Annotated in this window: 19 protein-coding genes and 1 riboswitch; of the genes, 9 read left to right on the top strand and 10 right to left on the bottom strand. The window is 61.0% G+C overall.

Going from position 1 to position 25,882, the window contains the following annotated elements; translation table 11 throughout:
• Positions 1-120: 120 nt before the first annotated feature.
• From AC1PUL_RS06425 to AC1PUL_RS06415, 3 genes are all read left to right on the top strand, one after another.
• A complete protein-coding gene (locus tag AC1PUL_RS06425) occupies positions 121-5,649 on the top strand; it encodes an apolipoprotein A-IV repeat region-like domain-containing protein (protein WP_480467313.1) in 5,529 nt (1,842 codons plus the stop codon).
• A gap of 170 nt (positions 5,650-5,819) precedes the next feature.
• Entirely contained in the window at positions 5,820-6,212 is a 393-nt protein-coding gene (locus AC1PUL_RS06420; protein ID WP_480465094.1) for a helix-turn-helix domain-containing protein, read from the top strand.
• A 40-nt stretch (positions 6,213-6,252) separates the two neighbouring features.
• Complete coding sequence (locus tag AC1PUL_RS06415) at positions 6,253-6,771, top strand: IS630 family transposase (RefSeq protein ID WP_480465289.1); 519 nt, start codon at positions 6,253-6,255, stop codon at positions 6,769-6,771.
• 28 nt (positions 6,772-6,799) lie between these two features.
• Here AC1PUL_RS06415 and AC1PUL_RS06410 read toward each other — a convergent pair whose 3' ends face one another.
• The 5 genes from AC1PUL_RS06410 to AC1PUL_RS06390 form a co-directional block, all read right to left on the bottom strand.
• The gene (locus tag AC1PUL_RS06410; RefSeq protein ID WP_480467311.1) at positions 6,800-7,429 is read right to left on the bottom strand and encodes an ABC-type transport auxiliary lipoprotein family protein; all 630 of its coding nucleotides are present in this window, start codon (positions 7,427-7,429) and stop codon (positions 6,800-6,802) included.
• 26 nt (positions 7,430-7,455) lie between these two features.
• Complete coding sequence (locus AC1PUL_RS06405) at positions 7,456-8,829, bottom strand: MlaD family protein (protein ID WP_480467309.1); 1,374 nt, start codon at positions 8,827-8,829, stop codon at positions 7,456-7,458.
• Positions 8,830-8,832: 3 nt separating this feature from the next.
• Entirely contained in the window at positions 8,833-9,636 is an 804-nt protein-coding gene (locus AC1PUL_RS06400; RefSeq protein ID WP_480467308.1) for an ABC transporter ATP-binding protein, read from the bottom strand.
• A 13-nt stretch (positions 9,637-9,649) separates the two neighbouring features.
• A complete protein-coding gene (locus tag AC1PUL_RS06395; protein ID WP_480467306.1) occupies positions 9,650-10,819 on the bottom strand; it encodes an ABC transporter permease in 1,170 nt (389 codons plus the stop codon).
• Positions 10,820-10,973: 154 nt separating this feature from the next.
• The gene (locus AC1PUL_RS06390; protein ID WP_480468516.1) at positions 10,974-11,828 is read right to left on the bottom strand and encodes a UDP-2,3-diacylglucosamine diphosphatase; all 855 of its coding nucleotides are present in this window, start codon (positions 11,826-11,828) and stop codon (positions 10,974-10,976) included.
• Between the two features lie 201 nt (positions 11,829-12,029).
• Here AC1PUL_RS06390 and AC1PUL_RS06385 point away from each other — a divergent pair, with 201 nt between their 5' ends.
• The 4 genes from AC1PUL_RS06385 (at position 12,030) to AC1PUL_RS06370 (ending at position 17,107) form a co-directional block, all read left to right on the top strand.
• Positions 12,030-14,345 (top strand): NADP-dependent malic enzyme, encoded by a 2,316-nt coding sequence (locus AC1PUL_RS06385; RefSeq protein ID WP_480467304.1) that lies wholly within the window; start codon positions 12,030-12,032, stop codon positions 14,343-14,345.
• 116 nt (positions 14,346-14,461) lie between these two features.
• Positions 14,462-15,175, top strand: coding sequence for a helix-turn-helix transcriptional regulator (locus tag AC1PUL_RS06380; RefSeq protein WP_480467302.1), 714 nt, complete (start codon positions 14,462-14,464; stop codon positions 15,173-15,175).
• 103 nt (positions 15,176-15,278) lie between these two features.
• Positions 15,279-15,920 carry an acyl-homoserine-lactone synthase gene (locus AC1PUL_RS06375; protein WP_480467300.1) on the top strand — a complete coding sequence of 214 codons (642 nt, stop codon included), beginning with the start codon at positions 15,279-15,281 and terminating at the stop codon, positions 15,918-15,920.
• Positions 15,921-16,051: 131 nt separating this feature from the next.
• Positions 16,052-17,107: a DUF2865 domain-containing protein gene (locus tag AC1PUL_RS06370; protein WP_480467299.1), complete on the top strand. Its 1,056-nt coding sequence runs from the start codon at positions 16,052-16,054 to the stop codon at positions 17,105-17,107.
• Here the strand turns inward: AC1PUL_RS06370 and bluB are convergent.
• The 3 genes from bluB to AC1PUL_RS06355 all read right to left on the bottom strand — a co-directional run bounded on the left by bluB (position 17,064) and on the right by AC1PUL_RS06355 (position 20,616).
• Positions 17,064-17,801, bottom strand: coding sequence for a 5,6-dimethylbenzimidazole synthase (gene bluB, locus AC1PUL_RS06365; RefSeq protein ID WP_480467298.1), 738 nt, complete (start codon positions 17,799-17,801; stop codon positions 17,064-17,066). The two genes, AC1PUL_RS06370 and bluB, sit on opposite strands and share 44 nt — an antisense overlap.
• A 41-nt stretch (positions 17,802-17,842) precedes the next feature.
• Positions 17,843-18,032, bottom strand: a riboswitch (cobalamin riboswitch).
• A gap of 38 nt (positions 18,033-18,070) precedes the next feature.
• On the bottom strand, positions 18,071-18,907 hold the full coding sequence (locus tag AC1PUL_RS06360; RefSeq protein ID WP_480467297.1) for a TolB family protein: 837 nt from the start codon (positions 18,905-18,907) through the stop codon (positions 18,071-18,073).
• 29 nt (positions 18,908-18,936) lie between these two features.
• A complete protein-coding gene (locus tag AC1PUL_RS06355) occupies positions 18,937-20,616 on the bottom strand; it encodes an NAD+ synthase (RefSeq protein ID WP_480467295.1) in 1,680 nt (559 codons plus the stop codon).
• Positions 20,617-20,786: 170 nt separating this feature from the next.
• On the opposite strand from AC1PUL_RS06355, the gene AC1PUL_RS06350 reads away from it, so the two are divergent.
• Both AC1PUL_RS06350 and AC1PUL_RS06345 read left to right on the top strand, forming a co-directional pair.
• Entirely contained in the window at positions 20,787-22,748 is a 1,962-nt protein-coding gene (locus AC1PUL_RS06350; RefSeq protein WP_480467294.1) for an LTA synthase family protein, read from the top strand.
• Positions 22,749-22,945: 197 nt separating this feature from the next.
• Positions 22,946-23,836 (top strand): hypothetical protein, encoded by an 891-nt coding sequence (locus AC1PUL_RS06345; protein WP_480467292.1) that lies wholly within the window; start codon positions 22,946-22,948, stop codon positions 23,834-23,836.
• Positions 23,837-23,842: 6 nt separating this feature from the next.
• On the opposite strand, the gene AC1PUL_RS06340 is transcribed toward AC1PUL_RS06345, so the two are convergent.
• Together AC1PUL_RS06340 and AC1PUL_RS06335 are read right to left on the bottom strand one after the other, a co-directional pair.
• Positions 23,843-24,238, bottom strand: a complete 396-nt coding sequence (locus AC1PUL_RS06340; protein WP_480467290.1) for a GFA family protein — start codon at positions 24,236-24,238, stop codon at positions 23,843-23,845.
• Positions 24,239-24,319: 81 nt separating this feature from the next.
• Positions 24,320-25,696 (bottom strand): class II 3-deoxy-7-phosphoheptulonate synthase, encoded by a 1,377-nt coding sequence (locus AC1PUL_RS06335; RefSeq protein ID WP_480467289.1) that lies wholly within the window; start codon positions 25,694-25,696, stop codon positions 24,320-24,322.
• Positions 25,697-25,882 lie beyond the last annotated feature (186 nt).

The raw sequence follows: 25,882 nt of genomic DNA, 5'->3' as shown, positions 1-25,882 counted from the left end.
CTGACGTGGCGGCAGACGGGCTCTTAAGTGAACGGCAGGTGCCGGACGAAGCGACGCGATGAGCGCCATCGTAGCTTCAGCCAGATCTGCCGAGAGTAAGCGGTAACGAGGCGTAACCCTATGGCGAACAAGAAGACCGACTCGATAGACGAGAACGCGTTCCAGGCTCTCGAGGCGGCCCTGAGCATCGATTTCGACGGTGATGAAGCCGCCGCGCCTGGCAAGGCACGGTCTCAAGCGCGCGCCCCGGAGGCCCCTTTGTCTGATAGTGTTCCGCGTTCAGCTTCGAAGAAAACGATAGAGCGCCGCTCCGCGCGGGCCGGCGAGCTCAATCCCGAGCCGGCGCCGAAAGCACCTGCCTTCGCACCCGCCAATGACGGCTCACGCCGCACACCCTCCGCCATCCTGAAATCCCTCGACGGCGCCTCGCTCACCTCAGCTCTGCGCAACGCTGCCATCGTCTCGGCACTTTGGGTGCTCGGCGCACTCGGGCTGAGCCAGGTTCTCTATGGCGGCGCGATCTGGCAGGCCGCATCGCTTGCAGAGATTGTCGCGATGCCCGGCGTGGTCGCCATCGTGGTGGGCACATTCCTGCCGATCATGCTGTTCTTCGCCTTCGCGATCATGATGGCGCGCGCCCATGACCTGCGCAACGCGGCACGCTCGATGGCGGAAGTCGCCCTTCGCCTTGCCGAGCCGGAAACCATCGCCTCAGAGCGCATCATGACCGTCGGTCAGGCGGTGCGCCGCGAAGTTTCGGCGATGAATGAAGGCATCGAGCGCACCATTGCACGTGCGACCGAACTCGAAACTCTCGTGCATTCCGAAGTCACAGCGCTTGAGCGCAGCTATACCGACAACGAGCTGCGCGTCCGCGGCCTGGTTCACGAACTGGGCGCCGAGCGCGACGCGATCGTCAATCACGCCGAACGCATTCGTTCGTCCATCGTTGGCGCTCATGAACAGCTCAAGGAAGAGCTGTCCCTGGCCACCGAAGAAATTTCCGTCCGGCTGCAGACCTCCGGCGAAGCCTTCGCCTCCATGATCGATATGCGTGCCGCTACGATCATGGAAAAGTCCGACGCGGCGGTGACGGCGCTGGGCTCGCTGCTGGCGCACAAGACCGAAAGCATGGTCCAGACGCTCGCCGCCTCCGGAATGTCGCTCACCAACGAATTCGACACCAAGCTGCAATCCCTGACGTCGACGCTGAACAGCCGGGGTCGCGAGCTCCTGGGGGAATTCGAGACGCGTGCCTCAACGCTTGATGCGAATACAGAAAAACTCAACGCTGCGCTCAACGAGCGCGCCCGTCAGCTGAATGAAACACTGGTCGAGCGCACCCGCGATATCGCCGAGACGCTGAAAGGCAGCGAAAGCACGATCACCTCCTCGCTGGACGACGTTCTTGCACGCCTCAACAGCTCGCTCGACGAGCGGGGCCGTAGCTTCCGGCAGAGCCTCCAGGCAAGCGCCGATGATGCCATCGTCGATCTCGATCTGCGTTCCGGCCTGTTCGAAGACCGCTTCCAGACGACGATCGGTCAGATCAACGCCACCTTCGACCAGCGTGTGGCGGAATTCGCCAGCGCCTTCGATCAGCGGTCGGGCTCTCTCGATTCGAAGCTGATGGAAAGCCTCGCGCGCATCAACGAAACGGTGAACGGCGGAACCGAAGCGATCAGCGGCATCCTGAACTCCAGCATCGAGCGTCTCGGCTCGACGCTGACCGATCAGTCGCTTGCCCTGGCGATGACGCTGAGCACCAGCCAGGAAATGCTGGACAGTTCGATATCGGATCGCGCGCAGGAAATCGCCGACGCCATGTCGGCGCGCGCAGCTGCGCTGACCGAAAGCCTCGAAAACGCGCAGCGCCGCATCGACCAGGTGATGGAAGAGCGCAGTGGATCGCTCTACAACGCGCTCACGGACAACCAGTCGCGCTTCGAGCAGACGCTGTCGAGCCGCGCGGAACATATCGTCAATGCGCTTGAGACGAACCAGGACCGCTTTGCCGAGACCCTGGACACCAAGGCGCGCGGCATCGCGACGCTGGTTGAAGGTCAGAGCGAGCAGCTGATCGATGCCCTGAACACCAAGAGCCTGGAACTCGACCTCACGCTGACGGCGCGGACGCAAGACCTCTCGGAGACGCTCAACGACAGCCAGCGCCGGATTGACGAGACGCTGAGCCAGCGCGCATCCGCCATCATCGACACCGTTGCCGATGCCGATCGCCGGATCGATGCCGCATTTGCCGAAAAGGCAGAAGCGATCCGCAACGCCTATGGGGAAAACCAGGAGCGTCTCGAACTCTCCCTGGCTGGCCATACCTCCTATCTCGCCTCGACATTGGAGGATGCAAGCAGCGATATCGAGCGCAGCCTGGGCCAAACCTCGAGCCGAATCTCCGAAGCCCTGGCGACCGGCATCAGCGATATCGACGGCAAGCTCGCAGGCACAAGCGACGGCTTGCGCACCACGCTGGAAACCGCCAATGCCGAACTCGCCCGAACCATCGGCGACGGTACAAACCGGATCGCGGACACGGTCGAAGCCGGTGTCCGTGACATCGATACCCGCCTCGTCGATACCCATGAGCGCATCCGCGCCACCCTTGACGACCGGACGCAGGCGATCACGACCGCCATCGACGGCTCCCGCGAAGCGCTCGAAACGAGCCTCACAGAACACGCGACCTCGATCGGTGCCTCCTTTGCCGCCAGCGCCGGCATGCTGGAAATGAGCCTTGAAGATCATCAGGAAAGCCTGCGCAAGGCGATCGATGACTCAAGCATTGCGCTCGATGCGCGCCTGCGCGGCACGGCAGGCGCCCTGACCGAGCAGATCCGGGAAGCTGCCGAAGACATCACCCGTTCCGCCCAGGGCTTCTCCGGCACCGTGGAGCAATCCGTCACCGGCATGACCAGCCGTCTCGACGACACGAGCACTCGCATCGAACAAAGCCTCGGCACGCTCGAAGATCGTCTGCGCAACGGTCTCGACGGCGTCGATGCGCGCGTCAACGATGCCGGTGAAAAATTCGCTGCACGCCTGGACGAGAAAGTCTCGGCCATCGAGCGCGTCGGCGACGAGGCGTCGATGCGGGTGGCTCAGGCCCTCGACGAAGGCACGAACCGTGTCGTGGAAACCTTCGACAGCCGAACGCCGATCATCGAAGAGCGCCTCGCTACCATGGACCGTGCGCTCAACATCGGCCTGGAAAACGTCAACCGCACGATTGAAGGCAAGGCAGCAGGTCTTGCAACGGCTCTGCGCAGCGCGGTCACGGATGCCGCCCGCGATCTGGATGCGGAAGCCCAGCGCTCGGTCGATCGTCTGACGGAGACGACGACGCAGTTTGCCGAACAGATCGGCGAGCGCAGTGCCGAACTCAATCGCGCCGTCGAAGAACGCTCGGAAGAACTGGCCAAGCGGATCACCGACACGCAGAACCGGCTCGCCGGTCAGGCGGCACAGATCGCGCAGACTTTCTCGCAAGCTGGCGACGTGATCACCAACAAGGTGACGCAGGCGGAAGCGCTGGTCAGCGCACAGGTTGCCAACTTGTCCGGCACGCTGTCGGACGTGAGCTCAACCTTGGAGCAGCGTGCCGCAGCGATCCGCGATGCGATTTCCGGTAACACGCAGGAACTCGCCACCACCATGAACGCGGTGGAAAAGGCATTGGAAGCCCGCGGGAACTCAATTCGCTCGGTTCTCGACGATCGCACCCGCGAGCTGAACTCCATGCTGTCGACCCGGTCGGCCGAACTGTCGCGTCTTATCGACGAAAAGGCCGCACCCGTCGTCAACGCCTATGCGGAAACCGGACGCGCCGCCGCCGAACAGATCACCGCTGCCGCAGAGCAGAGCGCCGAGCGGCTGCGCAGCGAAAATGCAGCCCTTGTCGACGCCATCAGCCAGCGCACCGACCGCGCCGTGGCAACCCTCGGCATGGCCGAACAGAGCCTCGTGGCAAGCGCCTCACAGCTGATCGAGCGTCTCGGCGACAGCAATGCCGGCCTGTCCTCGATGATCGACCAGGCGGTCCAGAGCATCGGCTCGCTGGACAGCCGTCTGGGAGCTACGGCAAATCGCTTCAGCGAAACGGCGAACCAGGCGACAGACATGCTGTCGACCTCGAACCGCCTGCTCGACGACAAGCTCGGTCGCCTGACCTCCATCTCAGGCGAGACGTTGCAGCAGGTCTCCTCGATCGTCAGCCGCTTCGGCGACCATACCCAGGTTCTGGGCAAGGCGTCGGAACTTCTGTCCGCCGCTCAGTCCAACCTGGTTGGCACCCTCGAAGAGCGCCAGCAGGCTCTGCGCGATCTCTCAATCGGTCTCGTCAAGCGCTCGGAAGAAATCGAGACGACGATGCAGGGGCTGGGCAAGATGGTCGAAACCGCGTTCGACCGCGCCGAACAGCGCTCCGGCCAGATGGCCGGCAATCTGCGCCAGAGCGTCCAGGCATCGTTTACGGATGTCGGTCAGATCCTCGGCGAAACCGAGAAGAAGGCCCAGATCACCGCCGCCAATATGCGCAACGCCCTGCTCTCCGCAGAACAGGAAGCACAGGTCTCCATCGACAAGACGTTGAGCGAAGCCGAGAAGCGGTCTGGCGAGCTGGCAAATCGTCTCCGTGGCGGTCTCGCTATTTCGCTGAGCGATATCGACAGGCTGCTCGCAGAAGCCGGCCGCAAATCGGAAGGCGCCGCCGCCGCGCTGCGCGAAGCCATGCATCAGGCCGTCAACGAGGCCGTCGCACGCTTCACCGGTGCCACGGATGAGATCCGCCGTTCGGCCGTCGATATCCGCAAGGAACTCGACCTGACCCGCAATGAGCTGAAGCGCGGTGCCTTCGACCTGCCCGAAGAAGCCAAGGAAAGTGCGGCCCAGATGCGCCGCGCCGTGGCCGAGCAGATCAAGGCTTTGCAGGACATTTCGCAATTGGTTGGCCGCACCAGCCAGACGCTCGAAATCTCCGAGCCGGTGGCCCGCCGTCTGGCGGAAGCGCAGCCGGAACCCGTGCGCCGCCAGCCCGCAGCCCCGCAGCCCCAGCCGCCTGTCCGTCAGACCGACAGCCTCGGCCTGCGCGGCAGTCTTGGAACGACGGATCCCTATGCGCAATCGACCGCAGCAGCCACGCGTGCCGAAGGTGGTGGCTGGATCAGCGACCTGCTGCGCGGGGCATCGCGCGAAGAGCCCGCAGAAGCGGCCCAGTCACGCCCGGCTCCGGCTCCGCAGCGTCCGGTCGCCGAAAACCCGCATGCCCGCCAGGGTGACACCCGCAACCCACGTCACATGGTCGAATCGCTGAACTCGCTTTCAGTCGATATCGCACGTGCCATCGATCACGACGCTTCGGTCGATCTTTGGCGCCGCTATCAGCGCGGCGAGCGCGACATCTTCACCCGCCGCCTCTATACGCTGAAGGGCCAGCAGACCTTCGACGAGATCAAGCGCAAGTATGACCGCGAACCGGAATTCCGCGTCGCCGTCGATCGCTACATCGCCGATTTCGAGAAGCTGCTGTCGGACGTCGCTCGCACTGACCGGGACAAGTCCATCACACAGTCCTATCTGACTTCGGACACCGGCAAGGTCTACACCATGCTTGCCCATGCGGCAGGTCGGTTTAGCTGATCACGACACGTAGCTGGCACGACCAGCTTCCTGCGCCACGCCAAGCGAAACCCCGGATCGCGGTCCGGAGTTTCTTGTTGGGGCAACTAAAGCGTGTCGCGGCAAACGGGATTCAGGATTCCGGTTTTTCTTGATCTGTGATTGACTGTGCCCGTGGAAGGAGAAGCGCCATGGGCAAGCCGCATCCGATGGAGTTGCGTGAGCGTGTCGTTGCGTTTGTGAATGAAGGCAACAGCAATCGGGAAGCCGCCCGGCATTTCCGGGTTTCGCCCCGGTTCGTCAACAACATGATGATCCTGCATCGTTCCTCTGGTTCTCTTCGGCCTGCCAGACAGGGCCACCCGCCTGGCAGTAAACTTTCGCCGTATGGGGAATGGATCAGCGAGCGCGTAGCCCTCAATGGCGAAGTGACGCTGGACGAACTGTGTCTCGAACTGGCCGAGCGCGGCATCGAAGTCCACCGCGCAACCGTCGGGCGGTTTCTACATCGGCTTGGGCTCAGCAATAAAAAAAAGCCTCAAGGCAAGCGAGCAGCTCAGACCGGAGATCGCCAAGGCGCGTGATCTTTGGATTAGCCGGCGAAAGCGGTTCTTCAACAAGGCGTTGTCACGGCTCATCTTTATCGATGAGACGTCCACGAATACCCGTCTGACGAAGCGCACCGGATGGTCTGCCAAAGGCAGTCGCTTTGCGGCTTACGCTCCCTTCGGCCACTGGAAGACGCAGACATTCATCGCCGGACTGCGCTGCCATGGCCTGACCGCGCCATGGATTGTCGATGCACCCATGAACAGCCGCATCTTTGAAACATGGATCGAGACACAGCTTGCGCCGACACTGTCGCCCGGCGATGTTGTCATCCTCGACAATGTCGGCTTCCACAAAAGCGAGAAAGCCGAACAACTGGTCAAGGCGAAGGGGGCCTGGCTTCTCGTCCTGCCGCCCTATTCGCCGGACCTGAACCCCATCGAAATGGCGTTCTCAAAGCTCAAGGCGCTCTTGCGAAAGCGAGCAGCCAGGAGCTTCGACACGATTGCCCAAGCCCTCGGCGACATCATCGCCCTCTTCTCTGTCACTGAATGCCGAAACTTCTTCAAAGCCGCAGGATATGAGGCTGAATAAATGCGACACGCTTTAAGTTCGACAGATTTCAGATCGACTGCAGCGTCCAGCCGACGATATCGGCGGTCACCCGGGCGAAGGCCCTGTCGAGTGCGGCCACATAGGCGGAATTGTCCGAGCCGGAAGATGGCACTTCCGCCCGGAAGACACGTTGCGCCTTGACCGTGCCGTTGCGATCATTGAGCAGCTTGGCCGAAATCTCGACCACACCCCGATCACCGCCCTCGGCGGAGATTTCGAAGGCGCGCACATCGGTGATGAGCTGGAAGTCGATGGCAAGCCCCTGCCCCGGCTTGCCGACGCCACCCAAGCGACCGGTATTCTCGAAGGCCTCGACCAGCTTCGACTGGACGACGCGCGTCAGCCGATCACTCCACTGCGACTGGGACAGATAGCGGATTTCCGCGCCGGACACGCGCACCAGGATCTGTTCGCTGTCGAGCGCCTTGAGCGCAGAGGGATCCGCGACCAGCAGCTGGCGATTTCGCGCGCTGGCAGTCGTCGTAACCTCGCTGACGGAGGCCGTCAGGTCGAATGTATCGTTCACGGCATTGCTGCCGCAGGCCACAAGCCCAAGCCCGAGCGCCGGAACAAGAAGGGAGGCCGAGATCCATCGGGGAAGCCGCAGATGAGAGAGAGGCGCTCCGAAGCTTTGCATGCTGTCGTCCTTTCCGGAACCTGTCGTCATCGGCGCGTCCGTCCGTCAAATTCCTTCACCGTGTCGCCGCCGAAGATCAGGCGCTGCGGGTCCTGGTCGAAGTTGGTGATCGCATCGTTCAAGCCACGAACGGTGTTGCGCGTGTCGTTGACCAGCGTCTGGATGTCACGCAGACCCGTGGCAGAGAAGCGCTGGAGGTTCGCTGCTATCGGACCGATTTGGGCGTTGAGGTTATCTGCCGTGATCCGTATTGCCTCTAGCGTCTTGCGCGCCTCGACGCTCAAGGAATTGGCATCGCCCGAGCCAAGGAAGCTATCGACCTTGCGGAGAATGCCATCCACCTGTTGGGACGATTCGTTCAGGCGGCTGGCGAGTTGGGTGAAATCATCGATCGCCCGGTTGATATCATCTCTGCGGCCGGTGATGCTCGTCGAAAGATCCTTGAAGCCGGCGATGGCCTCTCGCGCGTCAGCAGAAGCCACCGACACATTGTCGACGACCTGTCCGATCTTCTGGCTGTCGATGGCGTCGATCAGGCTCGATACCTTCTGAAGTGTCTGGTCAGCATTGCTACCGAAGCGCTGGAACGTGTCGGCGGTCTCGCGGAAACTGTCAATGGCGGGCCCGATTCTGTCGGACGCCTCTGCAAAGCTTGCCGTCGCCAGCTCGGTATTGGTCAAGATCTGATCAATCTTCTCCGAGTTCAATGCTCTAAACAGATCCTCTGCGGCGCCCAGCGTCGAATCCAGGCGACCGGACAGACCCGACACGGACTCAGAGAGGGCGCTCACGCTCTGCAGAAATTGGTCTATGCCTTCCGCATTGTCGGCGAGAGATTTTGAGAAGGTCTCGGCGTTGCGAACGGTATTGGTCAACGGCGCTCGCGCATCCTCGATGAAGCCTTGCAACTCGGCCACCGCCCCGTCAGCACGCTGAAGAATACGGTCCGCAGTGGACAGGAGATTAGTAACGCTCGACTGCTCGGCCGTCAGAATAGCCGGCTCACCGGTATCAAGCGCCCGCCTCAGGATCGCCTCACCCGAACCGGGGCCACCGCCGGAGAGTTCGACATAGGCGGCACCCGTCAGACCCTGGATTTCCAAGACAGCCTTGGTCCCTGACGTCACGGGCGCATCGGCTCGGACCTCCGTGAATGCAACGGAGAAGTTCGGATCTTCGTTGTCGATATAGAGATTGCGCACCGAACCGACCGAGATACCGTTGAAGCGAACCGGCGAGCCGATGCTCAGACCATTGGCTGAGCCAGGGATACGGATGGCCAACGGCGCCATCTCGCCACCCCTGCCGTATTCTGCCATCCAATAGACAAAAGCAAAGGCGGCCCCGATGACCAGCATCGTGAAAAAACCGACGATTGCGTAATTGGCTTTGGTTTCCATGGCTCACTCTACCGGATGTCCGGCGGAAGGCTCCGCGCGGGGAATGGAACGGGCACGCTTGCCCCGGAAATAGGATTGTACCCACGCATCGTCGAAGGCGAGCATGTCATCCAGCGTTCCCTCGACCAGAACCCGCTTCTGTCCGAGGACCGCGATACGGTCGCAGACGGAGAACAGACTGTCGAGGTCGTGGGTCACCATATAGACGGTCAATCCAAGAGTATCTCGCAGTTGCGCGATCAATTCATCAAATTCCGCAGCACCAATCGGGTCGAGGCCGGAGGTCGGCTCGTCGAGAAAGACGAGATCTGGATCGAGCGCCAGCGCACGGGCGAGCGCCGCACGCTTGATCATGCCGCCCGAGAGTTCGGACGGATACTTGTCTGCAGCATCGGGCTTCAGACCGACAAGCTCGATCTTCAAATAGGCGAGCTCATCCATCAGCCATTGCGGCAGGTCGAGATATTCTCGCATGGGCAGCTGGATATTCTCCTTCACGGTCAAAGCCGAAAATAGGGCGCCGTGCTGAAAAAGAACCCCCAGCCGCGTGTCGAGCGCCATGCGCTGCGCTTCATCAACGGCATCATAGTCTGCACCAAGGATCTCAATCGACCCTGAGCGGCGCGGCAGAAGCCTGAGCACGGTTCGCATCAGCACGGACTTGCCCGCACCCGAGGCGCCAACGAAGCCTAAGATTTCGCCGCGATAGATATCGAGGTTGAGCTTGTCGAGAACGATCTTCTCGCCGAAGCCGACTGTCAGATCCTTGACCGACAGAATGGTTTCACGCCCGGAGGGTGTTCTCATGATCCGCCCCCCCTTAGAAATCGATGGCCGCGTAGAACATGGCAAACAGCCCGTCCACGAGGATGACGACAAAGATGGATTTGACCACCGAGGCGGTCACATGGCGACCGAGCGATTCGGCGCTGCCGCCGACCTTCATGCCCTCGACCGCAGCAATAATGCCGATGATCAACGCCATGAACGGCGCCTTGATCATGCCGGTCGCCAGCGTCGAATAATCAACCGCTTCATGCAGGCGCGTAATGAAGACGTCGAAGGTAATCCCAGAATAGGCCCAGGCCACCACGGCGGCGCCATAAAGCGCCGAGAAGTTCGCAACGATGGTGAGCAACGGCAGAGCGATGGTCAAAGCCACGAGTCGCGGGAAGACGAGCACACCGATCGGATTGAGGCCGATGACCTTTAGCGCGTCGATCTCCTCGCGCATCTTCATCGAGCCAATCTCTGCGGTAATGGCACTACCCGAGCGACCGGCGATCATGATCGCCGTCAACAGCACGCCGATTTCGCGCAGCTGCAGGATGCCGACGAGATCCACGACGAAAACTTCAGCGCCGAAATAGCGCAGCTGAAACGCCCCCTGCTGGGCAATGATCGCGCCGATGAGGAAGGACATCAGCACGATGATCGGCACCGCGCGCACGCCCATGTGGTCCAGCTGATTGACGACCGAAGCCGGCGAAACGCCGGAACCCCGTCCGAGCTTCGTCTGGGCTCCCCGGACGGCAGAGCCGAGCACGAACATCATCGCGACGATATCGGCCCAGAGATTGACGGTAACACGGCCGACAGGTTCGAAGATTCGTTCGAACAGAGTGCGATGGTCGACCGGCTGTTCGGGCGGTGTCACGCGTTCCGGCAGAGCCTCGATCAGCTCCCGCATACCGGGGGTTCCACCGACAATCTCAACGGTACCACCGCCTGCGCGACGTTCCGTGACGAAGCGACGAATCAACCAGGCTCCGGCGGTGTCCATTCCCGAAACGCCTTCGAGATCGATGCGCTCATGGCCCACGGCCCTGGCCTCGATCAAAGGGCCGGCAGACTTGATCATTCCGCTGAGACTATTGTTTTTCCATCGGCCAGAAAGCCGGATCAGCCGACCGTTGCCGTCCGGCTGATCCTCGATTTCGATACGGGCGTTTTCGGGCTCAACCGGACTCAAGGTGGCGACAACTTCCATATGCGCGCCGGGACGATCCGGATCCGCAAATCACATGACATATGGCTTCACACTATAACCATCAGAGCCCGGGAACAAATCCTTTGCAAAGTCTAAATTGGGTTTTCCTGCTCGAATGGCGTGCGCCATGACCGCTTTGCAACAAACCGTGAGTTCAGGCAGCGCGGATCCCATCGTCCTGCGACGGCTCCGCGAGCGGCTTCGGCAAAAGGATAGGTACCAGCTTGCCTGCCCGCTTGCCGGCCGGGGCTTCGCTGACCTTGTGCCCCCAGGAAATCAGCTCAAGCCGGCCATCCGGGTGTTCGGCGATGGCCGTGCAGCTTTCCACCCAGTCGCCCGTGTTGACGTAATGGATCCCGTCGATGTCCTGCATCACGGCATGGTGGATATGCCCGCAGATGACACCATCCACCTCGGCACGGCGGGCCTCGTCGGCCACAACCCGCTGAAACTCGCCGATGAAATTGACCGCATGCTTGACCTGCAGCTTGGCCCAGGCGGAGAAGGACCAATAGGGCATGCCGAGACGACGGCGGATGGCCGCAAGCATCACATTGATGACGATGGCCGTGTCATAGGCCCAGTCGCCGAGATAGGCCAGCAAGCGGGCATTGCGGACCACGACATCGAATTCGTCGCCATGCAGCACGAGATACTTCTTGCCGTCCGCCATCTCATGAACGATGCGCGGCTCCACCTCGATGCCACCGAAATGGATGCCCGGGAAGTCGCGCATGAATTCATCGTGATTGCCGGGGATGTAGATGATCCTGGTCCCCTTGCGCGCTTTGCGCAGCAGTTTCTGCACCACGTCATTGCATGCCTGCGGCCAATACCAGCTGCGCTTCAGACGCCAGCCATCGACGATGTCGCCCACCAGGATGATGGTATCGGCTTCATGGGTCCGCAAAAAATCGAGAAGGAAGTCCGTCTTGGCGGCCTTCGATCCGAGGTGGACGTCCGAGATGAACAGGGTCCTGAAATGACGTGTTTCGCTGGCGTCTTCCACGGCACGATCCTTTTCGCTGTCTGCCAAGCGCTAAACCAGACTCGTGTTTCAGGAAGATGACATTGGAAGATTTGCGGCGATTGACCCATTCCAGCACGCATTCCGCGCAGACCGGGGATCACGGAACTAAAGTCTACCACTTGCAGCCAATTCGTGTATGACGTGAAGGAGTGTGTGAAGACAGGAATTGCCGGTGAACCAATGACTTCTCAGGACAAGAACAAGCCGCAAGTAGCCAACCCGACTGCCGATCTCGACGAACAGGCGCTTTTCTATCACCGCTATCCTCGTCCCGGGAAACTGGAAATCCAGGCCACCAAACCGCTTGGCAACCAGCGCGATCTGGCACTCGCCTATTCCCCGGGCGTCGCCGCCCCCTGTCTCGCCATCAAGGACGATCCGGCTGCCGCCGACGACTATACGGCGCGCTCCAACCTGGTCGCCGTCATCTCCAACGGGACGGCCGTTCTCGGGCTCGGCAATATCGGACCGCTCGCCTCCAAGCCCGTCATGGAAGGCAAGGCCGTTCTGTTCAAGAAGTTTGCGGGCATCGATGTGTTCGACATTGAAATCGAGGCCCCAACTGTCGATCAGATGGTCTCGACCATTTCGGCGCTGGAACCCACATTCGGCGGCATCAATCTCGAAGACATCAAGGCGCCCGAATGCTTCCAGGTGGAAGACCAGCTGCGCGCCAAGATGAACATTCCGGTCTTTCATGACGACCAGCACGGCACCGCGATCATTGTGGCAGCCGCAATCCTCAACGGTCTGGAACTGGCCGGAAAGGCCATAGAAAACGTCAAGATCGTCGCCTCAGGCGCCGGTGCTGCAGCGCTGGCCTGCCTCAACCTGCTCGTGATCCTGGGTGCAAAGCGCGAGAACATCTGGGTCCACGACATCGAAGGGCTCGTCTACAAGGGCCGCAACGAGCTTATGGACCCCTGGAAGGAAATCTACTCCCAGGAGACCGACAAGCGGTCGTTGTCTGAAACCATCGACGATGCAGACGTCTTCCTCGGTCTGTCGGCCGCCGGCGTCCTCAAGCCAGAACTGCTGGCCCGCATGGCACCGAAGCCGTTGATCATGGCGCTCGCCAATCCGAAGCCGGAAATCATGCCGGAAGAGGCACGCGCCGCCCGTCCGGACGCCATGATCTGCACCGGAAGATCGGACTTCCCGAACCAGGTCAACAACGTTCTCTGCTTCCCGTACATCTTCCGCGGCGCGCTGGACTGCGGCGCAACGACGATCAACGAAGAGATGAAGATGGCGGCCGTGCGCGCGATTGCAGCGCTGGCCCGCGAGGAAGTCTCGGAAGTCGCTGCGAAAGCCTATACCGGCGAAACGCCGACCTTTGGACCGGACTACCTCATTCCTTCACCCTTTGATCCGCGCCTCATCCTGCGCATCGCTCCGGCGGTCGCCAAGGCCGCAGCCGATAGCGGCGTGGCGCGTCGACCGATCACAGACTTCGATACCTATCTCGACCAACTGAACCGTTTCGTCTTCCGCTCCGGCTTCGTTATGAAGCCGATCTTTGCAGCAGCGAAGACCGCCGCGAAGAAGCGTGTGATCTTCTCCGAAGGCGAAGACGAGCGCGTGCTGCGCGCCGCCCAGGTCCTGCTGGAGGATGGCATCGGCGAACCAATCCTGATCGGCCGTCCGCAGATCATCGAGACGCGTCTCAAGCGCTATGGCCTGCGTATTCGCCCCGGCACGGATTTCGAGCTGGTGAACCCGGAAGACGATCCGCGTTATCGCGAATATGTCGACGACTATTTCTCGCTGGTCGGGCGTGCCGGCATCAACCCCGAAGCCGCCAAGACGATCGTCCGTACCAATACAACGGTCATCGGTGCGCTCGCCGTCAAGCGTGGCGAAGCCGATGCGTTGATCTGCGGCGTCGAAGGGCGCTTCGACCGTCATGTCCGTGATGTGCGCCAGATTATCGGCAAGCGTCCGGGCGTGCGTGACTATTCGGGCTTGAGCCTTCTGATCTCCCAGCGCGGCGCGATCTTCTTCACCGACACCTTCGTGACGGACGAGCCCTGCGCCGAGGAAATCGCCGAAATGACAATGCTCGCGGCGCAGGAAATCCGCCGATTCGGCATAACGCCAAAGGCTGCCCTGTTATCCCATTCCAACTTCGGATCGCGGCCATCTGCCAGCGCGTCCAAGATGCGTCAGGCCCTTCAGATCCTGCGTGACAAGGCACCGGAACTGGAGGTCGATGGCGAAATGCAGGGCGGCTCGGCCCTGTCGGAAGTGCTGCGCAAGCGCGCCATGCCGGACAGCACCCTGACCGGCGAGGCAAACCTGCTGGTCTTCCCGAACCTTGATGCCGCCAACATCTCGCTCGGTATTGTCCGCACCATGATGGATGCCTTGCATGTCGGCCCGATCCTTCTGGGCGCGGCCCTGCCCGCGCATGTGCTCTCGACATCGGTTACATCGCGCGGCGTCGTCAACATGGCAGCGCTCGCCGTGGTCGAAGCCTCCCAGCCGACAGGCTGAAGATCGAAAAAAGCGAGCGGCGCCTTGCCTCGCCGCTCGCTTCGCGAAATCTGCCATCTAGACAAGCCAAAGTGCTAGCCCCGACACTGCTCCCCTGGAAATCTAGGGCATAGTTGATGGGCGCGTCTGAAGTCTATTTTGATCTGTTGGATTGGCTGGACCGACAGGAGAAGCCTGATCCAGCGTCCACTCTCTCAAGGCTTCAGGCATCCTATGGGACCGGCCCGATCATCTATTTGAGCGGCGTGATCCCCGGCGGGCGCGTACGCGTTCAAAACATGTTCTACAGCCAGAAACGCAATGCCCAGCAATTGGCGCGGACATTGAACCGAAAGCCGATCCTCGAGCAAATTTCCGGCGTGCTCTCTGCTCTTGAGCCGATCGAGTTCATGTCCTGGCACCGGACCGCCCATCACCATCACAGGGTTGTCGGTTATCCCCTGGCCGGCAGACAGAGCTGCCTGCTCGTCGAGTTTCCCTCCAGGTTCGATGAACTGGCGGCTTGGCGCCGTCAGAACGACCGCGACATCCTGAGCCTCGCGACCCTTCTGAATGCACGTTTTATCAAAACATCAACCAGTGACCATCAGGAAAAAGCCCGGGCTCGCCCTTTGACACGTCGTGAGAGGGAGACACTGGCATGGATTGCAGCCGGCAAAAGCTACTGGGAAACCGCCGTCATCCTGGGCATTTCTGAACGCACCATCCGTCATTTCATGGCGAATGCGCGTCAAAAACTCGATGTCGTCAACAATGCCCAGGCTGTGGCGGAAGCGGTATGGCGCGGCCTGATCCCCAGGTTGGCCGAGCCCGCTTTGCAAATCCCTTGATCGTATCACAGATTGCAAGCGCTGAAGCTGTCGCCACCGTCAGTTTCATAAACGACCATTGAACTGCATTTTGCCTGTTCCGTTCTGCAAGAAGGAGCAAAGCATGATCAGGATCATCAACGGTAGCCGCAGAAGCCAGTTTCCAGCCGATATCGACGCGATGCACAGGCTGAGAAAGCGGGTCTTCCATGACCTCCTCGGCTGGGAGGTGCAAGTCCGCGACGCCTGGGAAATCGACGACTATGATCGGGCCAATCCGCTCTATGTTCTCTCCTATAGTGAGGAAGGAAAGTTGCGGGGGTCTTTGCGTCTGCTGCCAACCCTCGGGCCGAATATGCTCGACGATACATTCCCGATCCTTCTAGGCAATGGGCCGCAAATTCGTAGTGCAGCCGTGTGGGAATCCAGCCGCTTCTGCATCGACCCCGAGATTTCGCAGGACCGCGCCAGCAACCAGGTCACAATTGCCGCAGCAGAACTGATGTGCGGTGTCGGCGAACTCGGGCTCGCCTCGGACCTCAGCCATATCGTCACCGTCACGGATGTCTTCCTGGAACGCATGTTCAAGCGCATGGGCTGCCCAGGGATCCGGATCGGAGAACCTCGCCGCATCGGCGTTGTCCAGGCGGTCGCGGTATCCTGGGAGGTCTCCGAAGACCTGCTCGATAGGATGAAGGCGATTGCGGCGATCGACGGCAGCGTCTTGGAAGAGCCGATGACGCTGATGGCAGCGCAGGCCGCGTAATCCACATCGCATGGCGGATGACAGCGCATGCATCCGCCATGTCATCCGTCATTTTCATTTCACCGGCACTCGGCTATCCTGGGTTTACAAGGGCTTTATTCTGCCTTGCAAGCGACCACTGGGATCCGGATGTGCCGAGCAGAATAACAATTTCGATCGCTGTATTGCTCACGCTCGCTAGCGTCATCCCGGGCGGGGCGGAAGCCTCGGCGCTCTGCGAACGGCTGCGGGATCGGCTTGTGCTGGTCGAACAGGGCTCGCCATCGCCCGAGATCAACAGTTATGCCAGCGCGATTGCCCAGCAGAACCTTGAACTGCGCAAGGCACGCCAGGACCAGCGTCGGCTCCGCTGCCTGACTTCGTCGATTGTCCAGATACGTCCGGATGGCGGCAACGACTGCAGCGATCTTGCAACCGCGATCTCCCGCATGGAGGCCAATCGCGACATCCTGACCGCAAGGCTCGCGGATCTGCGCGCGAGCCGGGTTGCCGACACCCGTGCGGCCCTGGTCACGGCGCTTGAGGAAAATGGCTGCGGCCCGGATCAGGCCGCCTATCCAGAAGAGGCAGAGCGCATCCCCTATCTCGACAGCGTGGCAGAACCCTACCGTCCGGACAGGGCAGCGGAAGCCGCCTATTCAGCCACACCGCCGTCCATCGGAATGCTGCCAAGCGGCAATGTGCGCACGCTTTGTGTGCGCACCTGCGACGGCGGTTTCTTCCCGATCTCGTCTCAGACCTCGGCGATGAACTTTGCCCGCGACGCGGCGCAATGCCAGCAGATGTGTCCAGGGACGCAGACCGAGCTCTTCTTCCATGCTCCGGAACTGAGCGAGACAGTGGATATGGTTTCGGCGGTCACCGGCCGCCCCTATCGCGATCTGCCCAACGCCTTTCTCTATCGCAACCGTCGCAGCGATGCAGAACCCTCCTGTGGCTGCAACCTGCAGCAATACTATCAGCGCATGACGCCGAGATCTGCCGTTCCTGAGTACCAATCCTCGATCATGGAAGTCTCCCCCAAGACAAAACCGACAGAGCCGACCACCCAGCCGGTGATCGAGCGCGAGCTCGACGAGGCAAACCTGAATGTTAGGCAGGTGGGGCCCGCCTTCCTGCCGTCGGACAAGGGGACGATCGACCTCAGGAACCCCGCAGCCCCGGGACCCCAGCCGCTGCAGGAGTGACGGGCTCCTCCGGCTTTTCGCCCCAGCGGTCTTCGAAGACGAGATCGTCGAGCGACAGGCGCTGGCGCCAGCCCTTCAACGCAAGTTCCGGCACGGCATAGAGTTCATCCACATAGCCGAGGCAGAGATAGCCGATGATCTGCACCCGATCCGGTATTCCGAGGATCGCCCTCACCTCCGCCTCGTGGAATATGCTGACCCAGCCGAGGCCCACCCCTTCGGCCCGGGCGGCCAGCCAGAGGTTCTGGATCGCACAAACGGTTGAGAAAGCATCCATTCGCATATCATGGGTCCGCCCGAGCACGACCGGCCCCGCACGATCCGGATCGCAGGTGACGCAGATATTGAGCGGCGCCTTGCGGATGCCTTCCAGTTTCAGCGCGCGATAGGCGCTGCGACGCTCCTCAGGAAACATCGCCTCAGCCTCCTCATTCGCCCGGCTGAACGCCTGCCAGACCGCCTCGCGGGTCTCGGAATTGCGGATCAGCAGGAAACTCCAGGGCTGCATGAAGCCGACGGATGGCGCCGCATGGGCGGCTTGCAGCAGCCGGCGCACGAGATCGTCCGGCAGTGGATCGGGAAGGAACTGGTCGCGCACGTCACGGCGCGTATGGATGGCCCGGTAGACGGCGTCCCTGTCAGGCTCGGCAAAGGGCGCTGTCCGGACGAGAAACTCGTTCGGTCTGTCGTGCATCGTAATCCCCACAATGCGCAACCGCCCGCCGTCCACGCGGGTTCGGTCTATCTCGCCAGGCCGGTCTTCTGACTGGGCTTCATCCGCGACGCGCACCTTCCCGGATTGCTCCAGTGGCTGGGTTTCCCCTCACACGTCACGTCCGCCTCACAGCGTTGGGCACGTGCCGGATTTTCACCGGCTTCCCGATTCTCCCGCCTTCCGGCAGGCACCTGACACAGGTGTTCTACTTGACGGAGGTTGCGGAGGACAGACCAAAAGCGACAGCGTCACTCAGGCCGTGGGAAATAGCGCACGAAGGCGAAGGCCGTTCCGTCCGGCGCCCAGTTCGGCACGTTGATCGAGCCCTGCCCGCCGAAGAACTCGAGAAGCGTCTCGACATTGCCGCCATCGGCATCCATCAGCCGAAGCCTGACCTGCTTGTCACGCGGATGGCCTGTCACGTCAGCGTCGTAGGAGAGGAACAGCACCTTCTTCCCATCCGGCGACGGGTGCGGGAACCAGTCGCCGTAGCCGTCCGAAGTCAGCTGCTGCGGGTCGCTCCCATCCGTGCGCATCCGCCAGATCTGCATGGTGCCGCTGCGGCTTGAGTTGAAATAGATCCACTGACCGTCAGGCGAGTAATCGGGACCGTCATTGTGACCTTCGCCATGCGTCAGACGTCGCTCGGACCCGCCTTTCGTGGAGATCGTGTAAATGTCGAAGACACCGCCGCGATCACCACAATAGGCAAGTTCCTTTCCGTCCGGCGACCAGCCATGCCAATAGGACGGCATATTGTCGGTCACCTGGCGCGGCTCGTCGTCACCATCGCCCAGCAGATAAATGCAGGATTTGCCGTAGAGCGTATGGTCCGAAAAGGCGATCGAGGCACCGTCAGGCGAAATGCCATGGTCGTTGTTCAGTCTAACGGCAAAACCGGTGTCGATCAGTTCCGGCTCTGGGTCCTCCTCATCGAGCGGCAGGGCATAGAGAAGCCCATCGCCGTTGATGATCAGAAACTCGCCGTCCCGCGACCAGTTCGGCGCCTCGACGAGATCTTCCGTCTGCCAGACGACCTCGCATTCGCGGGTGTTGATGTCAAAGATTTCGACGGAACTGCGCATGATGCTTCCTCTCGGCCGTCCCGGATCGCTCAGCGATCGCGGAACCGGTTCGTGATCGGATAGCGACGATCGCGTCCGAAATTCTTCTTGGTGATCTTCACGCCCGGTGCCGACTGGCGGCGCTTGTATTCGGCGAGATAAAGCAGGTGCTCGACCCGGTGTACGGTCGCAATGTCATGGCCCCGAGCGACGATCTCGTCGACACCCATTTCCTTCTCGACCAGGCATTCAAGAATGTCGTCGAGAACCGGATAGGCCGGCAGCGAATCCTGGTCGGTCTGGTTCGGTCGAAGCTCCGCAGAGGGGGCCTTCGACAGGATGTTGGCCGGGATCACCTCGCCCGAGGGGCCAAGCGCACCCGGCGGAACATTGGCGTTGCGCCAGGCCGACAGCGCATAGACCTGCATCTTGTAGAGGTCCTTGATCGGATTGAAGCCACCGTTCATGTCACCATAGAGCGTCGCGTAGCCGACCGACATCTCCGACTTGTTGCCGGTGGTCACCACCATCGAGCCGAACTTGTTGGAGATCGCCATCAGGATCGTGCCGCGCGTACGGCTCTGCAGGTTCTCCTCGGTGATGCCGCTCTCGGTGCCCTCGAACATGTCCGACAGCGACGAGAGGAAGCCCTCGACCGGTTCCTGGATCGGCACGATGTCGTAGTGGCAGCCGAGCGCCTTGGCGCAGGCCTCGGCATCGGCAAAGCTTTCCTGCGAGGTGTAGCGGTAGGGCAGCATGATCGTGCGAACGCGCTCCTCGCCCAGCGCATCCACCGCGATCGCCGCACAGATAGCCGAATCGATACCGCCCGAGAGACCGAGCACGACGCTCTTGAAACCGTTCTTGTTGACGTAATCGCGGAAACCGAGCACGCAGGCGCGGTAATCGGCCTCTTCCTTTTCCGGGATGCGCGACATCGGCCCTTCGTCACAGCGCCAGCCATCGGCCGCGCGTCGCCAGGTCGTGACCGACAGCGTCTCCTCGAACTGGCTCATCTGGAAGGCCAGCGACTTGTCACCATTGAAGGCGAAGCTCGCGCCGTCGAAGACCAGTTCGTCCTGACCGCCGAGCTGATTGGCGAAGACCAGCGGCAGTCCGGTTTCGATCACCTGGCGCAGCGCCACCTGATGGCGGACATCCACCTTACCGCGATAATAGGGCGAGCCATTCGGCACGAGCAGGATCTCGGCCCCCGTCTCGGCCAGCGTCTCGCAAACGCCGAGATCGTTCCAGATTTCCTCGCAGATCGGCACGCCGATGCGAACACCCCGAAAGTTCACCGGTCCCGGCATCTCGCCCTCGACGAAGACGCGCTTCTCATCGAACTCGCCGTAATTCGGCAGATCGATCTTGTCGCGGAAGGCAAGGATCTTGCCGCCGTCGAGGATCGCAACGGAATTGTGCCGGCCCTTCTCGCCCTGCCGCGGAAAGCCGACGATCACCCCCGGACCGCCATCGGCAGTATCGGCGGCAAGCGCCTCGACAGCCTGCAGACAGGCTTTGAGGAAGGCGGGCTTCAGCACCAGATCTTCCGGCGGATAGCCGGAAATGAAGAGCTCCGTCAGGAGCAGGAGATCGGCCCCCTGCCCGGCAGCCTCGGCACGCGCAGCACGCGCCTTGGCGAGATTGCCGGTGACGTCACCCACCGTCGGATTGAACTGTGCCACCGCTATGCGCAGGACGTCGGAGATCTTCTTTGCTTCGCTCATGACACCGATTTAGCCGCTCGCCCGCCCTATCGCAACGTCGCTTCGCGGGCGCCCCCTTTATATGGTGCTCCGGCGCTAACCAAACCACCGGAATTTCTGGGAACAAAGGTTCTTCGCTTTCGGTTCATGTAGCATTCATGACACTTATGTGACACCTATGCGAACCTTTCATGACACCCTCCCATGACCTGGAGTTCGACGTGGTCCAGACCAGCCCGAAAACGCGAGTCGCGAACATCTTTACCGCCTTCGGTGCGGTGCGTGAGCGTGAGCTCGGCGGGTCCTGGATCGTCCAGCTCGTTGTCCAGTCTATCAACACGGCGCTGATTGCTGCGGCGATCGTTCTGCTGAGCGAGGTCCTGGCGCGTGGCAGCATGATCGATGTCGTGGAATACATGACCTCGACGAGCCGTCCCGGCCCTGTGGCCGTCGGTATCGTCTTTCTCATTCTGGCCTTTGCCGATGCGATCATCGGCAAATCCTATCAGTCGACACTGCTTGTCGGCCCCCTGTTGCTGCTGCCGGCATTCTTCTCGGGGCAGAAGCAACTCTTCCTGTCGGATCCGCTTTTCCCGAGCGACCTGCTCTTCGGTCGTCAGATCATGCAGCTCATGCCGGCCATGGTTGCGGCCGAGCCCTTCAAGGCAATCGGGCTTGCCGTCGGCAGCCTTGTCTTTGTGGTAGCGTTTGTCGCCCTGATCTGGAAAAGCCGCAAGGTATTCCCGCGCCTGAACCTGCCTGCCCGCGGTATTCGTCTGGCCGTCGCATTTCCGCTTCTCGCCGGCTTCGTCTCTCTGATGGATCCGATGGCGTTTTCCGCGTTCCGCGATCGCCTCAACATCGTGCCCATGATGTGGGACCAGAAAGAAAACTACCGGCACAACGGCTTCCTGCTCGCCTTCGCCTTCAACGTGCCGATGGCCAATGTCGCGGCCCCGGCCGGCTACAGCAATGTCGCTATCACAGACATTCAGACGGACAGGCTCCCCGCGTCCTTCTTCTCCGGCCGTCAGGCCGACGTCATTGTCGTGATGAGTGAATCCCTGTGGGATCCCACCCGCATGAACAGCGTAGGCTTCTCCGCAGATCCCATGCCGACCATTCGTGCGAGCCAATCCGGGCAGGTCTTTTCACCGGAGTTTGGTGGCATGACCGCCAATGTCGAATTCGAAGCCTTGACCGGCTTCTCCAACGCCTTCCTGCCCTATGGCAGCATCCCCTATCAGCAGTATATCCGTCGTCCGGTCCCGTCGCTTGCCACCTTTTTCGAATCGAAGGGTTATGTGACCAAGGCATTCCACCCGTTCCAGGGTTGGTTCTGGAACCGCAACAACGTCTATCAATCGCTCGGCTTCCAGGAATTCCACTCGGAAGAAAACATGCCGGCAATGGACAAGCGCGGCATCTTCGCCTCCGACGAATCCCTGACGCGCTACATCATCCAGCAAGCGGAAGACACCGAGAAACCATTCTTCTTCTTCGCCGTTACGCTTCAGGGCCACGGTCCCTATGAGCGAAACCGCTATGCGAAGAACACCATCGAGATCGACGCACCAACCCTGTCGGCCGCCAGCGAAAGTGCGCTTGCCACATACACACAGGGCGTGAAGGAAGCCGACCAGAGCCTGAAGGCGTTGATGGACTGGGCCAAGAAGCGTCGCCGCGAAACGATCATCGTCCTCTTCGGGGACCACCTGCCGCCGCTGAACGAGGTCTATACCGAGAGCGGCTACATGGCGAATGTGGTGGCCACCCGCAAGGCTTCGGTCGAAACGATGAAGCGCGAACACGAGACACCGCTGGTCGTCTGGTCATCGAAGCGTGGCGTCCAGAAGGACATCGGTTCGGTCAGCCCCTCGCAGCTTCCCCATTACATCGTTCGCATGGCGGGCTATCGTCACCCATACTATACGGGCATGCTGGGCCGCGTATCAGAGCGCTACGCAGTCATCGACCGTCATCTGTTGATTGGCCGCAACAACAAGTCACAGGCCGACTGGGCCCTGTCCGGTCGCATCGACCCCCTCATCCGGGACTATCGACTGTTGCAGCATGATGTGATGTTCGGCGAAGGTTATGGCCTCGAACGCTTCTTCCCTGAACAGGCTGATCGACTTCAGCCGAGCAGTTGAACGGGCCTTTGCTCGATCACATTTCTTCGGAATTACCGGTTCGGGCTCAGATGCTATTGCAGTGCTTCAGCATTTCCGCCATAGACTTTTTTTGTTCGAGGAAATGGAGTGCTTGACAGCATTTCTGTCGCTCTGCTCCGCCCATCCCATGTGGTGGGCCGCTCCGGTAAAAATTTAGTGTGAGGCGAGCCATTGCCATGCCGCTTATGACGCGCAGTGAAATTTTTAGCCATACCCTGTTTCCTGACATCGAAAAGCAGATTGCCCAGCATCTCATCGGCATGCATCTGCGCACGCCACGGATGTCTCGTCTCAAGGCGTCGCACCGCAAATGGTTGATGACCCAGTCTCTCTTTGCGCTGGCGCTCAGACGCAGCCCCGACGATCCGCTCTCCGGGCTGACAGCGACACGGTTCGTTGAGACAGTCATGCGACTGGGCGCGTCAAGCCGAAACACCGCAACTGCTTACCTCGCAGAACTGGTCGCGTACAAGTTCCTGAAGGATGTTCCAGATGTGCCTGACAAACGTGTCCGCGTTCTGGAGCCTACGGAACTCAGCCTCAATGGCTTGCGAAGCTGGTTCAACGGTCACCTTGCCTGTCTCGACCGGCTCGACGGCGGCACCCGGGAAGCAACGTCGCTCGCAGATGAGCGAATTTTCCTGCTTGCTCAGCCAATGGGCGCCGACATCATGATTGCTGACCCGATCTGGCGCGAGCCGCCGGATTCCATCGGACATTTTCTATGGTCCGACCTAGGGGGCATCATCCTCCACGATTTGATCGCGCGTCTCGACAGCGTGGATCGTTCAGCCCCCATGCATGCGTGTGGGCCTGTTACCTTGGCCGACTTGAGCGAGACCTACCAGGCATCCACAACGAACCTGAAACGCATGTTCAAGAAAGCCGAGACGGACGGCCTCCTGCGTTGGGAACACGCGCGCCGCCGAGGCAGTTTGCTGCTGACAAGCCAGTTCGTCGAAGACTACTTCACATGGCAATCCGCGAAATTCGCGGCCATCGACCTATGCTACCACAAAGCGCTTGCCCAGCTGGGCATCCTGCCGACGGGGGCCGAGGCGGCGTGAGCGAATTTAACTGCTGCCGGCGGCATACTGGGTCAGTCCATCATCAATCTCGTAGAAGTCGCCTTTATCGGCGCAGAAGATGTGGTAACCCATCGACAGTCCGCTCGGCTGATCGAAGGCGCCGGCCATGACCGACATATAGTCGGTGCCATCGGCCTGCCAGAAAAGCGCCGAACCGCAGACGCGACAAAAGCCGCGTCGTGCGCTGTCGCTGGCGCGGTACCATGTGACATGGTCCATGCCATCCACGTCCAGGCGGTCAAGTGAGACATTCGTGGCAGCATAATAGAGCCCGGTCTGCCGCCGGCATTGGGAACAATGGCACGCGATCACCTCACGCAAAGGCCCGCGCGTCCTGAACCGCACCGCAGCGCATAGGCAGTGCCCGGTCTTTTCTTCCATGCGTCATCCTCCCAAACGAAAACCGGGCGAGCCTCACAGAGGCCCGCCCGGTCGTCAAACTCGGAATGCTGAACTTAAGCTTCAGCCGTTTGCAACAAGCATTCGCTTCTCGTCGCGACCGCTCTTCATCCGCTCGGCGAGCAGGAAGGCAAGTTCCAGCGCCTGGTCGGCATTGAGACGCGGGTCGCAATGGGTGTGGTAACGGTCGGCCAGATCGTTGCCGGTCACCGCACGCGCACCACCGGTGCATTCGGTGACGTCCTTGCCGGTCATCTCGATATGGATGCCGCCCGGGTGCGAGCCTTCCGCACGATGGATCTGGAAGAAGCTTTCGACTTCCGACAGGATCCGCTCGAAGGGACGGGTCTTGTAGTTGTTGAGCGTGATCGTGTTGCCATGCATCGGATCGCAGGACCACACGACCTTGCGGCCTTCCCGCTCCACAGCGCGCACGAGACGTGGCAGGTGCTCGGCAACCTTGTCGTGGCCGAAGCGGCAGATCAGCGTCAGGCGACCGGCCTCGTTCTGCGGGTTCAGGATGTCGATCAGGTTCAACAGATCGTCTGCCTGCAGCGACGGGCCGCACTTCAGGCCGATCGGGTTCTTGATGCCACGGCAGTATTCGAGATGCGCATGGTCGGCCTGGCGGGTGCGGTCACCGATCCAGATCATGTGGCCGGACGTGGCATACCAATCACCCGAGGTGGAATCGACGCGCGTCAGCGCCTCTTCATAGCCGAGAAGCAGGGCTTCATGGCTGGTGAAGAAATCGGTCTCGCGCAGGCTCGGATTGTTTTCCGCAGTGATACCAACGGCCTTCATGAAGTCCATGGTTTCTGAAATGCGGTCGGCCAGCTTGCGGTAGCGCTCGGCCTGCGGGCTGTCCTTGACGAAGCCCAGCATCCACTGATGCACGTTTTCGAGGTTGGCATAGCCACCCATAGCGAAGGCGCGCAGCAGGTTAAGCGTCGCAGCCGACTGGCGATAGGCCATCAGCTGACGTTCAGGGCTCGGAATACGAGCTTCCTCGGTGAACTCGATGCCATTGATGATATCGCCACGGTAGCTCGGCAGCTCGACATCACCGATCTTCTCGATGTCGGAAGAACGCGGCTTGGCGAATTGGCCGGCGATACGACCGACCTTGACCACCGGCAGCTGCGCACCGAACGTCAGCACAACGGCCATCTGCAGGAAGGCACGGAAGAAGTCGCGGATATTGTCGGCGCCATGCTCAGCAAAGCTCTCGGCGCAATCGCCACCCTGCAGCAGGAAGGCTTCGCCTTCTGCGACCTGGGCCAGCGACTTCTTCAGGCGACGCGCTTCACCGGCAAAGACCAGCGGCGGATAGGTCGAAAGCTGCTGCTCGGCAGCCTTCAATGCGTCGAGGTCCGGATAGGCCGGAACCTGCTTGATCGGCTTCTGTCTCCAGCTGCTCGGGGTCCAATTCTGCGCCATGGTCGTCACCTGTTTTACACTACTTGCGGCAACCTCCCGGCCGCATCGGATGGGGGCTTATAAACGGTTAATCACGGCTTGGAAAGCCGTAGTTTAGGGACTTTCGAAGGGGAACCAACGCATACATTCAGCCGATCGGGCAGCCCGTTGCGTTCCGTTCATCGCCCTGAAATCGGTTTCGAACTT

This window comes from Rhizobium sp. P43, assembly GCF_056730705.1.
The sequence above is the reverse complement of the archived record's forward strand: the minus strand, read 5'-3'. Positions and strand labels throughout refer to the sequence as shown.